Origin of the sequence: Nonomuraea sp. B12E4, assembly GCF_039871825.1 — a bacterium.
Classification (GTDB): Bacteria; Actinomycetota; Actinomycetes; order Streptosporangiales; family Streptosporangiaceae; genus Nonomuraea.
Genome location: NZ_JBDPME010000009.1, coordinates 290916 through 306802, shown reverse-complemented (window position 1 = coordinate 306802; position 15887 = coordinate 290916). Strand labels below are relative to the sequence as shown.

At 70.9% G+C, this 15887-nt stretch carries 13 protein-coding genes; 1 reads left to right on the top strand and 12 read right to left on the bottom strand.

Features of this window, described 5'->3' with window-relative positions:
• Window positions 1-7 precede the first annotated feature (7 nt).
• The 3 genes from ABGB18_RS22600 to ABGB18_RS22590 form a co-directional block, all read right to left on the bottom strand.
• Complete coding sequence (locus ABGB18_RS22600) at window positions 8-937, bottom strand: RluA family pseudouridine synthase (RefSeq protein ID WP_347697540.1); 930 nt, start codon at window positions 935-937, stop codon at window positions 8-10.
• Window positions 930-1442 (bottom strand): signal peptidase II, encoded by a 513-nt coding sequence (lspA, locus tag ABGB18_RS22595; protein ID WP_347697591.1) that lies wholly within the window; start codon window positions 1440-1442, stop codon window positions 930-932. The genes ABGB18_RS22600 and lspA overlap by 8 nt, the downstream gene beginning before the upstream one ends.
• 95 nt (window positions 1443-1537) lie before the next feature.
• A complete protein-coding gene (locus ABGB18_RS22590; RefSeq protein WP_347697539.1) occupies window positions 1538-1927 on the bottom strand; it encodes a TraR/DksA C4-type zinc finger protein in 390 nt (129 codons plus the stop codon).
• Between the two features lie 472 nt (window positions 1928-2399).
• On the opposite strand from ABGB18_RS22590, the gene ileS reads away from it, so the two are divergent.
• On the top strand, window positions 2400-5540 hold the full coding sequence (gene ileS, locus ABGB18_RS22585) for an isoleucine--tRNA ligase (protein ID WP_347697538.1): 3141 nt from the start codon (window positions 2400-2402) through the stop codon (window positions 5538-5540).
• 96 nt (window positions 5541-5636) lie between these two features.
• Here ileS and ABGB18_RS22580 read toward each other — a convergent pair whose 3' ends face one another.
• From ABGB18_RS22580 to murG, 9 genes are all read right to left on the bottom strand, one after another.
• Entirely contained in the window at window positions 5637-7841 is a 2205-nt protein-coding gene (locus ABGB18_RS22580; RefSeq protein WP_347697537.1) for a hypothetical protein, read from the bottom strand.
• Between the two features lie 41 nt (window positions 7842-7882).
• Window positions 7883-8761, bottom strand: a complete 879-nt coding sequence (locus ABGB18_RS22575; protein WP_347697536.1) for a DivIVA domain-containing protein — start codon at window positions 8759-8761, stop codon at window positions 7883-7885.
• 104 nt (window positions 8762-8865) lie between these two features.
• A complete protein-coding gene (locus tag ABGB18_RS22570) occupies window positions 8866-9153 on the bottom strand; it encodes a YggT family protein (RefSeq protein ID WP_138667303.1) in 288 nt (95 codons plus the stop codon).
• An 80-nt stretch (window positions 9154-9233) separates the two neighbouring features.
• A complete protein-coding gene (gene sepF / locus ABGB18_RS22565) occupies window positions 9234-9734 on the bottom strand; it encodes a cell division protein SepF (protein WP_347697535.1) in 501 nt (166 codons plus the stop codon).
• A 139-nt stretch (window positions 9735-9873) separates the two neighbouring features.
• A complete protein-coding gene (locus ABGB18_RS22560) occupies window positions 9874-10566 on the bottom strand; it encodes a YggS family pyridoxal phosphate-dependent enzyme (RefSeq protein WP_347697534.1) in 693 nt (230 codons plus the stop codon).
• 179 nt (window positions 10567-10745) lie between these two features.
• A complete protein-coding gene (ftsZ, locus tag ABGB18_RS22555; protein ID WP_347697533.1) occupies window positions 10746-12227 on the bottom strand; it encodes a cell division protein FtsZ in 1482 nt (493 codons plus the stop codon).
• Window positions 12228-12562: 335 nt separating this feature from the next.
• A complete protein-coding gene (locus ABGB18_RS22550) occupies window positions 12563-13231 on the bottom strand; it encodes an FtsQ-type POTRA domain-containing protein (protein WP_347697532.1) in 669 nt (222 codons plus the stop codon).
• A 184-nt stretch (window positions 13232-13415) separates the two neighbouring features.
• Window positions 13416-14813, bottom strand: coding sequence for a UDP-N-acetylmuramate--L-alanine ligase (murC, locus tag ABGB18_RS22545; protein ID WP_347697531.1), 1398 nt, complete (start codon window positions 14811-14813; stop codon window positions 13416-13418).
• Window positions 14810-15886, bottom strand: a complete 1077-nt coding sequence (murG, locus tag ABGB18_RS22540) for an undecaprenyldiphospho-muramoylpentapeptide beta-N-acetylglucosaminyltransferase (protein ID WP_347697530.1) — start codon at window positions 15884-15886, stop codon at window positions 14810-14812. Before murG ends, murC begins: the two co-directional genes overlap by 4 nt.
• Between the last annotated feature and the right edge of the window lies 1 nt (window position 15887).

Here is a 15887-nt window from a genome sequence, read left to right as displayed (position 1 = left end):
CGGCTGATCAGGACTCGGCGCGCACGATGTCGAGCGCCTTCTGCAGGTCCTGCGGATAGTCCGTGCTGAACGACACCCACTCCCCGCTCGCCGGGTGCTCGAACGCGAGCGTGACCGCGTGCAGCCACTGCCGGGTGACCCCCAGCCGGGCGGCCAGCGTGGGGTCGGCGCCGTAGAGGAGGTCGCCCACGCACGGGTGGCGCAGCGCCGCCATGTGCACCCTGATCTGGTGCGTGCGCCCGGTCTCCAGCTTGATGTCCAGCAGCGAGGCCGCCCGGAACGCCTCCACCGTGTCGTAGTGGGTGACCGACGGCTTGCCGCCGGCGACCACCGCGAACCGGCCGTCGCCCGACGGGTGGCGGTCTATGGGCGCGTCCACAGTGCCCCTGAAAGGGTCCGGATGCCCCTGGACCAGGGCATGGTAACGCTTGTCCACCGTGCGTTCCTTGAAGGCCCGCTTGAGCCGCGAATAGGCGTGCTCGCTCTTGGCCACCACCATCGCCCCCGTGGTGTTGGCGTCGAGCCGGTGCACGATGCCCTGACGCTCGGCCGCGCCGCTGGTGGCGATGGTGTGCCCGGCGCCGAGCAGGCCGCCGATCACGGTGGGGCCGGTCCAGCCGACCGTCGGGTGGGCGGCCACCCCGATCGGCTTGTTGACCACGACGATGTCGTCGTCCTCGTACACGATCGACATGCCCGGCACCGGCTCGGCCACCGGCATGGGGGTGGTGACCGGGGGCGGCAGTGTGACGTCGAGCCACGCGCCGGCGTGCACCCGGTCCGACTTGGCCGGCTGCCTGCCGTCCACCAGCACCTCGCCGTCACCGATCAGCTCGGCCGCGCGCGTGCGGGAGAAGCCGAACAACCGGGCGAGTGCGGCGTCGAGCCGCTCGCCCTCCAGCCCGTCGGGCACGGGCAGGCTCCGCTGCTCAGTCACCCTTCGGCACCTCCCTGGCCCCATCGATCTGTACGTTGCGCCAGGCCAGGAACACGGCGAGGATGCCACCGCAGACGATCGCCGAGTCGGCGATGTTGAACACGGGGAAATAGCCGATCACGGGGAAATGGCCGGGGAGCACCTCGATGAAGTCGACCACGTGCCCCTGGAACTGGGTGGGGCGGCCGAACCCCGAGGGGTAGCGCAGCAGCCGGTCGGTGAGGTTGCCGAGCGCTCCGCCGAGCAGCAGGCCCAGGGTCCCCGCCCAGGCCTTGCTGCCCAGCTTGCGGGCGGTGCGCACGATGGCGACGACCACGCACGCCGCGATGATGGTCAGGATGAGCGTCATTCCGGTGCCGATGCTGAAGGCGGCACCGGAATTGAAGATGACCCGGAACTGCAGCACGTCCGGGATGACGACCAGCGGCGCCTTCCCCTCGAGTGTGCGCAGCACCGCCGTCTTGGTGACGAGGTCGGCCGTGTAGATCACGGCCGCCGGCACGATGAGGACGGCGAAGAGGAGCTTGCGCGACTTGCGTACCGGCGCTGCAGGCGCTGACGGCTCTGACGGCTCTGCCGGCGCCGGAGACTCCGCCGGAGTTAGCGGCGCTCCTCCTTCTGCTTGCAGGCCACGCACAGCGTCGCCCTCGGGAACGCCTGGAGACGCTCCTTGCCGATCGGCTTGTGGCACGATTCGCACACTCCATAGGTCCCTGCGTCGATCCTGGCGATCGCGCGCTCGTTCTGCGCGACCAGATCGCGCGCATTCAGGGTAAGGGCGATCTCGCGTTCGCGCTCATACGTCTTGGCGCCGGCGTCCGCCTGGTCGTCGCCGGCTCCCTGGGTGACGTCTCCAGAGGCTATCTCGGACTCGTGGCGGAGGATGTCCGCGTTGAGCTCGTCGATCTCGCTCTGGAGCCTGCCGCGTACCTCGGCCAGCTCCTCGCCCGACCACATCGACGGTGTAGCGGTCTGCGTGACTGCCGCCATGGCTGCCTCCCATTGCTGATCAAGGTCGTAAAGGGTGCGGGCAGCTTAGGATCCTGATAACGGAACGGCAAACGACCCGCCGGACGGTTTACCTCCCCCGTACTATCCCGCCTCGCGCATTCAACTCCTCAACACGGACGTCCATTCCCACAACTTTGTCGGCTTTACGTCTTCACGACCGGAGTTGTGACACTTACGGTGACACCCCTGTGCGTCACCAGGAAAACCGGGAAGCCTTCGCCTCCACTCTGCGTTATGGTTTGAGACTGCAAGGCGTTGATGGGGCCCGACTGTGAGGGATATCACCCCGGAGCCGCCGGAAGAACGGCTCATCCGAGCTCATTAGACCCGGCAGCAGACCAAAAGAAGAGGGCCCCGCCCCGGCGGGGTCAAGAAGGGTGGTACCGCGGAGCCGCCAGGCTTCGTCCCTTCACGCCGTCCAGCCGGTCCACGCGTGGAGGTCCCACCAGAAATGTCGTCTTTCCGCTCTCTTCCTTCGCAGGTCGACCTGCCCGCGCTGGAGCGCGAGGTGCTCGACCGGTGGCGCGACGGGAAGGTCTTCGAGCGTTCCGTGGAGCAGAACTCCGGCAATCCGGCCTGGGTCTTCTACGAGGGCCCGCCCACCGCCAACGGCCTGCCCGGGGTGCACCACGTCGAGGCGCGCGTGTTCAAGGACCTGTTCCCGCGATACAAGTCCATGCGCGGGTTCAGCGTCCCGCGCAAGGCCGGATGGGATTGCCACGGCCTCCCGGTCGAGGTCGGCGTCGAGCGCGAGCTGGGGCTGTCCGGGAAGAAGGACATCGAGACCTACGGCATCGCCGAGTTCAACGCCAAGTGCCGCGAGTCGGTGCTGCGGCACGTGGACGCGTTCGAGCAGATGACCGAGCGGATGGGCTACTGGATCGACCTGTCCCAGGCCTACCGCACGATGGACCCCTCCTACGTCGAGTCGGTGTGGTGGTCGCTGAAGGTCGTCTTCGACAAGGGGCTGCTGTTCCGCGACTTCCGCATCACTCCGTACTGCCCGCGCTGCGGCACCGGCCTGTCCGACCACGAGCTCGGCCAGCCCGGCGGCTACGAGACCGTCTCCAGCCCGTCGGTCTACGTGCGCATGCCGGTGACCTCGGGGCCGCTGGCCGAGCTGGGCGCCGCGCTGCTGGTCTGGACGACGACCCCGTGGACGCTGGTGTCCAACACGGCGGTGGCCGTGCACCCCGACGTGACCTACGTCGCGGCCCGTACCGCGGACGGCGAGATCCTGGTGGTGGCCGAGCCGCTGCTGCCGGTGCTCGGTGAGGACACCACGGAGGTGGCCCGCTACACCGGCCGCGACCTGGAGCGCACCACCTACACGCGCCCGTTCGACCTGGTCGACATCCCGGGCGCGCACTACGTCGTGCTCGGCGACTACGTCACCGTCGAGGACGGCACCGGCCTGGTCCACCAGGCGCCCGCCTTCGGCGCCGACGACCTGGCCGTGATCAAGCGGTACGACATGCCGATCGTCAACCCGATCGGCCCCGACGGCCGCTTCCTCGACGACGTTCCCATGGTCGGCGGCAGGTTCTTCAAGGACGCCGACGAGGAGCTGACCGAGGACCTGCGCGCCCGCGGACTGCTCTTCCGCGGCGGCCACTTCGAGCACAGCTATCCGCACTGCTGGCGCTGCCACACCCCGCTGCTCTACTACGCCCTCCCGTCGTGGTACATCCGCACCACCGCGGTCAAGGACCAGATGCTGGCGGAGAACGCCAAGACCAACTGGTACCCGGACACGATCAAGTGGGGCCGGTTCGGCGAGTGGCTGCGCAACAACGTCGACTGGTCGCTGTCACGCTCGCGCTACTGGGGCACGCCGCTGCCGCTGTGGGTGTGCACGGCGGACGAGTCCCACGTGACGTGCGTGGGCTCGCTGGCGGAGCTGGGCGACCTGGCGGGCCGGGACGTCTCCGCGCTCGACCCGCACCGCCCGTACGTCGACGACGTGACCTTCGACTGCCCCTCGTGCGGCGCGCTCGCCCGCCGCGTGCCCGACGTCATCGACGCCTGGTACGACTCCGGCTCCATGCCGTTCGCGCAGTGGGGCGAGCGCGGCAGGCCGGAGGGCGTCTACCCGGCGCAGTTCATCTGCGAGGCCACCGACCAGACCCGCGGCTGGTTCTACTCCCTGATGGCCGTCGGCACCCTGGTCTTCGGCCAGTCCTCCTACGAGAACGTGCTCTGCCTGGGCCTCATCCTGGCCGAGGACGGCCGCAAGATGAGCAAGCACCTGGGCAACATCCTGGAGCCGATCCCGCTGATGGACCAGCACGGGGCCGACGCGCTGCGCTGGTTCATGGCCTGCTCCGGCTCGCCGTGGGCGGCCCGCCGGGTGGGCCACAACGGCCTGGAGGAGATCGTCCGAAAGGTGCTCCTGACCCTCTGGAACACCGCGTCGTTCTTCACCCTCTACGCCAACGCCGAGTCCTGGACGCCGTCCCGGCTGGCCCAGGCCACGCCGGCCGCCGAGCGCCCGCTGCTCGACCGCTGGGCGCTGGCCGAGCTGCACAGGACGGTGGCAGAGGTCACCACGGCCCTGGAGGACTACGACACCCAGCGGGCGGGCCGCCGCCTGGCCGACTTCCTGGACGACCTGTCCAACTGGTACGTCCGCCGTTCCCGCCGCCGCTTCTGGCAGGGCTCGGAGGAGGCGTTCGCGACCCTGTACGAGTGCCTGGAGACGGTGACGCGGCTGATGGCCCCCATCACGCCGTTCCTCACCGACTACCTCTGGGACGTGCTGCGTGCCGCGGACGCGCCGGCCTCGGTGCACCTGGCGGCCTGGCCTGAGGTGCGCGAGGACCTGCTCGACCCCGTGCTCTCCGACCGGATGGCGCTGGTCCGCCGCCTGGTGGAGCTGGGCCGCTCGGCCCGGGCCTCCTCCGGTGTCAAGACCCGGCAGCCACTGGCCCGGGCCCTGGTCGGGGCGCACGACTGGCCGCAGCTCCCCGGGGAGCTGCGGAGCCTGGTGGCGGACGAGCTGAACGTGCAGGCGCTTGAGGACATGTCCGGATTTAGCGCTGATCTCGTGTCTTACACCGTGAAGCCCAATTTCCGGGCTCTGGGCAAGCGTTTCGGCTCCCAGACCAAGCTCGTGGCCGCCGCGGTGGCCGCCGCCGACGCCACCCGCGTGGCGCGTACGCTGCGCTCCGGTGCCACGGTCATGGTGGAGTCCGACGAGCTGGGCGAGATCATGCTCGGCCCCGACGACGTCATCGTCACCGAGCAGCCCCGCGCGGGCTGGGCGGTGGAGACGGGCGCGATCGGCACGGGCACGGGCGAGACGGTGGCCCTGGACCTGGAGCTCACGGACGACCTGCGCCGCGCCGGCCTGCTGCGCGAGGTCATCCGTCTGGTCCAGGAGGCCCGCAAGTCGACGGGTCTGTCCATCACCGACCGCATCGACCTGTGGTGGACCACTTCCTCCCCGGACCTGGCCGCCGCCCTGCGCGCCGAGGGCGGGGTCGTGGCGGAGGAGGTCCTGGCGACCACCCTCACGGAGGGCACGGCCACGGACGTCCCGTCCCACACGGACGAGGACCTGCCCCTGACCTTCCAGCTCCGCCGCGCATAACCCTCACGTCCAGACACCCGCGGGGCCGCGACCACACCAGGTCCCGGCCCCACGACCGGGACAGGCCCGGGACGGTTGCCACTCAGTGGAAGGTCGTCAGCTGACCGTCTCGCGGTCGTGCTGGCAGACCGAGCAGCTCGTCAGACCCGCCGCCTCGGCCGCCGCCAGCGTCATCGTCTCCACGCCCGTCTCGCCCGCGCCCCGGATCAGCGGGCACGCGGTGCTGTGGTAGCGGCGGGTGCCGACGATGACCTTCACCGGGCCGGTACGCTCGCCCTCGGCTCCCGCGCCACCACCCGTGGACGAGTCACCGGCCTTGGGGGAACCGGCGGCGTCGGACTCGGAGCCCGCTGCCGGCGTCTTCGGGGGTGTGCCGGCCGTCTGCGGCCTGGACGTGCCCGAGGATGACCCGCCCTTGGCCGTCACACCGGACCCACCCGTCTTGGGGGCAGCGCTCGGGCTGTCGCTCTTGGCAGCGGCGCCCGAACCGCTCGTCGCGGCCGTCGCACCCGGCGTGCCGGTCTTCGGCGTCCCGGCCGGCCCACCCGCTGCGGGCGAGCCGCCGGTCTTCGGCGCGTCACCAGATCCGCCGTTCTTCGACGCGGTGACCGGCGCTCCGCCGTTCCTTGACGCCGAACCGGACCCCTCGCTGGCGGTCCCCTCGCCTCTTAGTCCCTCGCCTCTGGCCGTGGCACCCCTGGCCGCACCGCCCTTGGCCGCGTCGCCCCCGGTCACGCCTGCCTTGGCGGCGGTGTCGGCCTTGGAGGTGTCCGTCCTGGCGGTCGTCTCGCCCTTCGAGCCCGCGCCGGAGCCGCCGGGCCTCGGGCTGGGCGTCCCGGGCTTGCCCCCAGCACCGGGGGCTCCAGGCTTGGAGCCGGAGGCCGAGCCGCCACCGGTCCTGCCACCCGCGCCCATCCCCGTGCTCGCGGCCGTATCCGCGCCCGCGCCTGCGTTCGTGCCTGTGCCCGTACTCGTGCTCGGGCGCTCGCCCGACGACCTGGTGGATGCGCCCCCACCGGGCCCCGTGGGCAGCGGGCCCTTGGGCTTGGCCTCCGACTCGGCCGAGGATGCGGGACGCGGGTGCACCACCGCGCCCGGCTCTCCCGAGGCGGTCTTCTTGGCGGCCCCAGAAGGGCGCTGCGACGGCTCGGAAGCGGATCCCGGGCGTACGGGTGCCCCGGAAGCGGTGACACGGGGCTGCGGGGCCGTGGCGGGCTCGAAGGCGTCGTCGTCATCGGACGCGTTGGAGGCGGCCTGCCCCGTCCGGGTGCCCGGCGATCCGGGCTTGCCCGGGGACTGCCCCGGCCTGGCCGCCGGCCGGCCGGGCGTCGTCGACGGCTTGGCGCCGGACCGCTCGGGCGTCCCGGCAGGCTGCGAAGGCTTACCGGACGACTGCGAGCCGGAAGACTGCGAACCCGGGGACTGCGTACCGGACGGCTTCGCGCCCGGCGGCTGGGACGGAGTGCCGGGGCGGGAGGAGGCCGGGCCCGCTGGCGGCTCGGATCTGAGCGCCGACGGCGGCCGGAAGTAAGAAGTCTCTTTCTCCGCCGGCTCGTCATCCGACTCGGCGGCGGAGGGCGGTGTGCCCCGGCCCGCGGGCGAGGCGGGCGAAGGACCGAACCACGCGGCGGCGCCCTCCTCGGGGGAGGTCGCGGGCTCCGTGGCGGGGGTGGAAGCCTTGGTGCCGGGCTTCGGCGGTGCGACCGGCGAACGGACGTCGCGGGTCTCCGCGGAGTTTTCCGCCCGGCCCTCCGCGGCGAACGCGGAGCCGGGTGGGACGACGGGGTCGGCGGCAGGCGGCAACTGCCGTCCGCCGAGCGCGGCGTCGGGCAGGCACGTCGTGCAGGGCGTGAAACCCTCCTCGCGTGCCTCCTCGTAGGTGAGCTCTTCGTGACCCCGACCGCTCAACTGCCGGCAGCCGGGCACGTGGTATCTCCTGCGTCCCGGGATCACCAGCACGATCGCGCCGGGAGCGACGCCACTCCCCGCTGGCCTGCGCCCGCCGGCCGCCGGGACGGTCGCGGTACGCGGACGGGGTGGTGGCTGGTGAGCCGTGGGGCCGGTCTGGGAGTGCGGGAGGCCGGGCGGCATGAGCCCTTTCGGGGGGGTGGCCGGCGCAGCGGCCTGCCCGCCACCGGGAAACAGCTCGTTACGCCGCAAGAACGCCCCGATCACCAGGAACAGCGCGGACAGCACGCTGACCACGATGGACCACATGATCAGGAACGGCTTCGCCAGTACGAAGCCCGCGATCAGCAGCACGACCGCCGCGAGCACCAAACCAGCACTGATAAGGATCACAGGGGGCTCTTTCGAGTGACAGGTCCTAGTGACCCGCTACTTTACCGGCGGTCGTTGTGCGGACCGTCACCACCGGGGAAGGCGCCCTGCGGAGCCTCGCCGCCGAACGGGCTGGGACCACCGGGCAGCGGCGGCTGACCCTGCGGCACGGCGTGCGACATGGCGGGGGCCTGGCCCTGCTGCGGACCACCGGACATCACCGGGAACCCGCCGCTGCCCTCGGCCGCGACGTTGAGCTCGGCGAGCTGGTTTTCCAGGTAGAGCTTGAGCCTGCTGCGGTATTCGCGCTCGAAGCTGCGCAGCTCCTCGACCTTGCGCTCGAGCTCGTCGCGGGTCTGCACCAGCGAGCCCATCGCCTGGCGGTGGCGCTCCTGCGCGTCGCGCTCCAGCGTCTCGGCGCGGGCCCGGGCGTCGCCGATGACCTGCTCGGCCTGGCGGCGGGCCTTGGTGAGGATCTCGTCGGCCTCGCGCCTGGCGCGGGTCACCGTGTCGTCCGCCTCCCGGCGGGCGTCGGAGATGGCCTGGTCGGCGGTCTGCTGGGCGAGCGCGAGCACGCGGGCCGCGGTGTCCATGTTGTCCTCGGCGGGAGGCATGTTCATGGCCACGGGGACCGGCTGCTGCACGGGCGGCGGCTCGGGGGCCCGCATGGGCTCGGGCTGCGGCGGCGGGGGCGCCATCATCTCGGGCTTGGGCTGCTCCTGGACGGGGGCGGAGGCCATGGGCATGTTCATGCCGCCCGGCACCTTCCCGCGCAGGCACTCGGCCAGCTTGGCGCGGAGCTCCTCGTTCTCTTGGATCAGGCGGTCGAGCTCAGCCTCCACCTCGTCGAGGAACGCGTCGACTTCTTCCTCGTCGTAGCCCGGCCGCAACCGGGTGGTACTGAACTGCTTGTTCCGCACATCAGCGGGCGTCAGCGGCATTTTTGGTCTCCTTGGCGCGCTTGGAGTCTGTCCGGAGGGACGGTAACCCGAATCACTTCAGCGCGGACACGAGTTGGATCACGACCGGTGCCACACCGGCCCTGTCATCGCAGCGACCCGGCGATCTGGATCAGGATCAGCACGACGATGAAGAGCACGGTGAAGCTTAGGTCAAAGGCCACCGTACCCAACCGGAGCGGAGGAATGAAACGGCGGAGGAACTTGAGGGGTGGGTCTGTAGCGGTGTATGTGGCCTCGGCCAGCACCAGGACGACACCGGACGGTCGCCACTGCCGGGCGAACGCCTGCACCGTCTCAAAGATCATCCTGCCGATGAGCAGCACCAAATAAAGAGACAGGACAACGACCAAGATCTGACTGACGATCCCCACGGCCCGGCCGTGCCTCCACTTCTGATGCGCCCTCCCGGTCTCGGCGAGACCTGGTTGGGTGCGATAGACATACAGAGACTCTAACTCTGGTTGAAGAACCCGCGTTCCGCGATTCGGGCCTTGTCCTCGGCGGTCACCTCGACATTGGCAGGGGACAACAGGAACACCTTGTTGGTAACACGTTCAATGCTGCCATGTAGGCCAAAGACCAGACCTGCCGCGAAATCGACGAGCCGCTTCGCGTCACTGTCAACCATCTCGGTCAGGTTCATGATGACCGGGGTGCCGTCCCGGAAGTGCTCCCCGATCGTACGCGCTTCGTTGTACGTCCGTGGGTGGAGGGTGGTGATGCGGGCCAGATCGGTCGTGCGGCGCTCCAGAATCGTCGTGGCGGGCCTGGGGGCGGGCACTCCTGGGTCGGACTCGTCGTCGCGGTCCTGGACCGCCACGGGCCGCTCCTCGCCGGTCCGCTGCACCTCGTCCTCGTAGGCGTAGTCGTCCGGATAGGTCTCATACCTCTCGTAGCGGTCGTCCTCCACGAGACCGAGGTAGACCGCCATCTTGCGCATCGCGCCGGCCATAGCTACGTCGTCCTCCTGCTCATGGTCGCACTCGCTCGGGCCCGTGTCAGGGTCCCGAGGCGGTAGGCGTACCCCCCTGGAGCTCACCGCTGATCGACCTCTACTTGGTCATGGGCCTGAAGACCCACTTGAGGGGACATTACCTGACGAAGGGCTTGCGGCGACCGAGCAACGCCGTACCGATCCGCACGTGTGTCGCGCCGTAGGCGACGGCCTCGGCGAGGTCATCGCTCATCCCGGCCGAGATCATCGTGGCCCGGGGGTGCTGCTCCTGCAGGAGCAGCGCCAAGTCACGGAGCCGGGCGAACGCCTTGGCCGGGTCCTCGCCCAGCGGCGCGACCGCCATCACGCCGCCCAGCCACAGGCCCTCGGCCAGCGCCACCTCGTCCGCGAGCGCGAGCACGTCACCCGGGCGGGCGCCGCCCCTGGCGGGGTCGTCGTCGAGGGCGATCTGCAGCAGGCAGCCGATCCTGCGGCCCTGGCGCACCGCCTCCTTGCTGATCGCCTCCACCAGCCTGAGCCGGTCGACGGAGTGGATCACGTCGGCGTAGCCGACCACGGAACGGACCTTGTTGGTCTGCAACTGGCCGACGAAGTGCCAGGTCAGCTGCAGCCCTGCCAGCTCACGGGCCTTGGGGGCGGCCTCCTGGTCGCGGTTTTCGCCGATGTCCCGCACGCCGAGGTCGGACAGGATCCGTACGTCCTCGGCGGGTCTGGTCTTGGTGACGGCGATCAGCGTGACCTCGCCGCGGTCGCGCCCCACCGCGTGGCAGGCCTCCGCGATGCGCGCGTCGACCTCGGCGAGCCCGGCCGCGATCTCGTCCCTTCTCACCAACTTCTCCCCCTCACTACCGGCAGCCTCGCGTCCGTCAGCACCGCTCGCGCACGCCTTCAGCACAGCAGCCACCTTTCCTGCCCCGCGGGCCGGGCCTTCCACCCCTCGCGCGACCATCTCACAAGAACGCGACGGCGCCGCTCCCGTCGCAGCGGGGAGCGGCGTCAGGCGGCGGGCTACTTGAGGAAGTCCGGGACGTCGAGCTCCTCTTCCTGCTCCTCGAAGACGACCCGAGGACGTTTCGCGGGCTCCGACATGCGGGAGGTGATGGGCGTGGGCGGGTTGGCGGGCTCGGGCGTGGGCCGGGGGATGGAGACGGGGCCGGACGGCTCGTCGGCGACGGCCTCGTCGGCGTCCGGGGCGGGGCCCACCGTAGGCTGCACGGACTCCACCGGCCGCACCGGCTCAGGACGGGGCTCAGGGCGGGCCTCCGGCCGGAAGTCGGATCGCGGCTCGGGCCGGAAGTCGGCGCGCGCCTCGGACCGCATCGGCTCAGGACGGGGCTCAGGGCGGGGCTCGGGCCGGAAGTCGGATCGCGGCTCGGAGCGGAAGTCGCGCGGCTCGGGACGCGGCTCAGGGCGCGCCGCGGGCGGCTCGGACTTCACGCTGGGAGACGAGAGGCTCGGCCGCGCGGGAGACGACACGGGCGGCGCGGGCGGCGGCGCGGCGGGACGGCTCGCCGGGCGCGGCACCTGCTTCTCCGCCGGTGCCGGCACGTCGTCGAAACCGGCGGCGATCACCGTCACCCGCACCTCGTCACCGAGCGCGTCGTCGATGACCGTGCCGAAGATGATGTTGGCGTCGGGCGCGGCCGCCATGGACACGAGCTGCGCGGCCTCGTTGATCTCGAACAGGCCGAGGTCGGAGCCGCCCGCGATGGACAGCAGCACGCCGTGGGCGCCGTCGATGCTGGCCTCCAGCAGCGGGCTGGAGACCGCCATCTCGGCCGCCGCGACCGAGCGGTCGTCGCCGCGGGCGTGGCCGATGCCCATGAGGGCCGAGCCGGCGCCGGACATGACCGACTTGACGTCGGCGAAGTCGAGGTTGATCAGACCGGGAGTGGTGATCAGGTCGGTGATGCCCTGCACACCGGACAGCAGCACCTGGTCGGCGGCCTTGAACGCGTCGAGCACGCTCACCTGCCGGTCGGAGATCGACAGCAGCCGGTCGTTGGGGATCACGATCAGCGTGTCGACCTCGTCGCGCAGCGTCTCGATGCCCGCCTCGGCCTGTGAGGCCCTGCGCCGTCCCTCAAAGCTGAACGGCCGGGTCACGACACCGATGGTGAGCGCGCCGAGCGACCTGGCGATGTTGGCCACGACGGGGGCGCCGCCGGTGCCGGTGCCGCCGCCCTCGCCCGCCGTGACGAAGACCATGTCGGCCCCCTTGAGGACCTCCTCGATCTCCTCGCGGTGGTCCTCGGCCGCCTTCCGGCCGACGTCGGGGTTGGCGCCCGCGCCCAGTCCGCGCGTGAGTTCACGGCCGACGTCGAGTTTCACATCGGCGTCACTCATCAGCAGCGCCTGGGCGTCGGTGTTTATCGCGATGAACTCGACGCCCTTGAGTCCCTCTTCGATCATCCGGTTGACGGCGTTGACTCCGCCGCCGCCGATGCCGACGACCTTGATGACCGCGAGGTAGTTCTGCGGTGCTGCCACGACGAGGGGCCTTTCCGCTCGTTGACTTGCAATTCGGTGCGGATTGGATCCGCTTTTTCTTAGTTCGGGTAACTCTCAACCTCAGGTTGAGATTTAGATTTATGTCAACCTGAGGATTGATACGGACAGTAGGAGTTACGCTCCAGGCGGGTCAACTAACCGCGCCGCAAGCACGTCCGGCGTGTCGCGGGCTGTCCGTTTCGCTCCGCAGTCGCGCCTGGTCGGGGCACTCCTCCGTCCAACCACAGGCTTACAGGCTCTCACGCCGCGACCCCCGCCTCGCACCGCCTGGGCGATGCCCTTGCCCCGCAGTTGCCAGACCCTGACGATCGTGATCACTTCAGGGTCACCACGTCCGGGGAGCTGACGTCGTACAGGGTGACCGCTTTTTCGCGTTTTAGGAGCGAAGTAAGGATGCGGGCCTTCTCCTCGGGCCGGTCGGGGCCGCCCCAGATGACGGTACGCCCGTCGGACAGCTCCAGGGTCACGCCCTCCGCCGTCCCGGCGCGCACCTGCCGGAGTCTGCCCGCGATCACGTCCGGCACCGCCTGGACGACCTGCAGCGCCGCCGTCATGACGGGGTCGCCCGTGGCGGGGTTGTCCACCTTGAGCAACGGCAGCATGGGCGGTACGGAGTTCTTCACCTCGATGACCACGCCCTGCTTGTCGATGATCGCGAACTTCCCTCCCGCCGCGATCGCGGCGACCGGCTCCCGCTCGACCACCTGGATCTTGAGCGTGCCCGGCCAGATCCGGTCGACCTTGGCCGTGGCGAGCTGTCTGATGTCCAGCACGCGGGACTCGACGTCGGCGAGGTTGACCGTGGCGAGGGGATGGAGGTCGGGCACGCCGGCCTGCTGCTTGATCCGCTCGCTCGGGACTGTGATATTTCCCACGATCTCGATCGAGCGCACGCCCAGCACGGGTGAGAAGAACACCAGCCAGGCGGCCGTGCCCACCACCCCCGCCGTGAGCAGCACCAGGAACACCGTACGAGCCTTCATCGCCCTCCCACCCGCATCCGGGGCCCCAACATGTAGGCACCGAACCTACGCCGCCACAGGACCCAACACCGCACGCCACGCCCAACGGCGCGGACGGCATAAGGCCGCCTGCCGGGCGACGGCACAACACCGCCTGCCGGGCGACGGCACAACACCACCTGCCGGGCGACGGCACAGGAGCGGCTCAGGAAAGACGCGCCACGATCTGCGGGCCGAGCTCCGTCACGTCGCCGGCTCCCATGGTCAGCACGATGTCGCCGGGCCGGGCCCGCTCGGCCACCAGCCCGGGCACCGAGGCCCGGTCCACGGCGTAGGACACCCGCTCGGCGGGCAGCGGCACCCGCTCGGCCACCATCGCGCCGGACACGCCCGGCTCGGGATCCTCCCTGGCGCCGTAGACGTCGAGCACGATCACCTCGTCGGCCAGCCCCAGCGCCGCCCCGAACTCGTCGGCGAAGAACCGGGTGCGCGAGTAGAGGTGCGGCTGGAAGACCGCGATGACGCGGCCGCTGCCGGAGTAGGAGGCGACCACGTCACGCGCGGCCCGCAGGTCGGCGGTCAGCTCGGTGGGATGGTGGGCGTAGCTGTCGAAGACCGCGATGCCGCCGGCCTCGCCCTTGGCCTCGAAGCGCCGCTTGGCCCCCGTGAAGGCCCCCAGCCCCTGCCTGATCTCCTCGAACGGCAACCCCAGCTCGTCGGCCACGGCGATCACGGCGGTGGCGTTGAGAGCGTTGTGCGCCCCTGGGACGGCCAGCCGTACGTTTCCCCTGCCCTCGATGGCGAACACCGTGCCGAACCCGTCGGGCCTGACCCCGCTCACGCGGTAGTCCTCGCCCGCGACGCCGTACGTCCTGACCCGCAGCCCCCGCTCCCGCGCCTTGCTCGCCAGCTCGGCCGCGCCGGGGTCGTCGGCGCACACGATGAGCAGCGAGCCGACCCGCTCGGCGAAACGGGCGAAACTGTCGTAGACGGCCCGCGGGTCGCCGTAGTTGTCGAGGTGGTCGGCCTCGACGTTGGTCACCACGGCGATGTCGGGCGCGAGCATGAGGAAGGAGCCGTCGCTCTCGTCGGCCTCGGCCACGAACACCTCGCCCTGGCCGTCGTCGGCGCCGAGCCCGGTGGTGACGAGCTGGCCGCCCACGCAGTAGGAGGGGTCGGCGCCGGACTTCTGCAGCGCCACGGTGAGCATCGAGGTGGTGGTGGTCTTGCCATGGGTGCCCGCGATGGCCACCGCCGTACGACCGGCCATGACCGAGGCCAGCGCGGCGGCCCGCGGGATGATCCGCAGCCCCTGCTTGAGCGCCTCGCCCAGCTCCGGGTTGGAGTCGCGGATGGCGGTCGAGACGACCACGGTGTCGACGTCCCTGATGTGGGAGGCCGCGTGGCCGATGTGCACCGTCGCGCCCAGCTCCCGCAGCTCGGTGACCAGCTCGGAGCTGCGCGCGTCGCTGCCCGTCACGCGGACGCCGCGCTTGAGCAGGATGCGGGCGATGCCGGACATGCCCGCCCCGCCGATGCCGATGAAATGCACCCGCCCCAGGTCCGCGACGGCGACGGGATCGACCAGCTTGACGAGACTCATCGGGCTATCTCCAACACTTTCCTGGCAAGCATGATATCGGCGTCTTTGCGCCCCAACCGGGAGGCGGCGTCCGACATGGCGACGACCCGCTCGGGGGCGTGCAGGATGGGCAGCACGTTCTGGATGATCCAATCGGGTGACAGATCGGCGTCGTCGACCACCAGACCGCCGCCGCCCTGGGCGATGCGGTCGGCGTTGATCCGCTGCTCGCCGTTGCCGTGCGGCAGCGGCACGTAGGCGGCCGGCAGCCCGACGGCGGTCAGCTCGGCGCACGTCAGCGCCCCGCTGCGGCACAGCGCCACGTCGGCGGCCGCATAGGCGAGGTCCATGCGATCGACGTAGGGCAGGAGCACGTATTGCGGGTCGCCGGGCGGCGGCTCGTGCTGGACGGTGTTGTCCGGGCCGAGCACGTGCAGCACCTGCACGCCGGACCGGCGCAGGACGGGCGCGGCGGCCAGCGCCGCCTGGTTGATCGACATCGCGCCGCGCGAGCCGCCGAACACCAGCAGCGTCGGCCGGTCGTTCTCCAGCCCGAACCAGGAGCGCGCCTTGTCGCCCGTGGACAGCCGGTCGAGCGTGACGATCTCGCGCCGCAGCGGGGTGCCGATGTATTCCGCCTTGGGCAGCGCGCCGTGCGGGAAGCCGGCGAAGACGTGCTCGGTGAGGCGCGCGCCGAGCCGGTTGGCCAGCCCGGGCCGGGGATTGGCCTCGTGCACGACGATCGGCAGGCCGCGCCGCTTGGCCGCCAGGTAGGCGGGCGTCGCCACATAGCCGCCGAAGCCGACCAGGATGTCGGCCTTGACCCGGTCGAGGACGCCGGCCATGGCGTTGATCGCGCCGGCCAGCCTGCCGGGCACGGTGAGCAGGCTCGGAGTGATCGTCCGCGGCAACGGCACGGCCGGCACCAGCTCCAGCTCGTAGCCCCTGGCAGGCACGAGCCGCGTCTCCAAGCCGCGCTCGGTGCCCACGCAGGTGATGCCGACGCTCCGGTCAAGATGGCGCAGCGCGTCCGCAAGGGCTAGCGCGGGCTCGATGTGCCCGGCTGTCCCCCCACCGGCGAGGACCACCCTCATC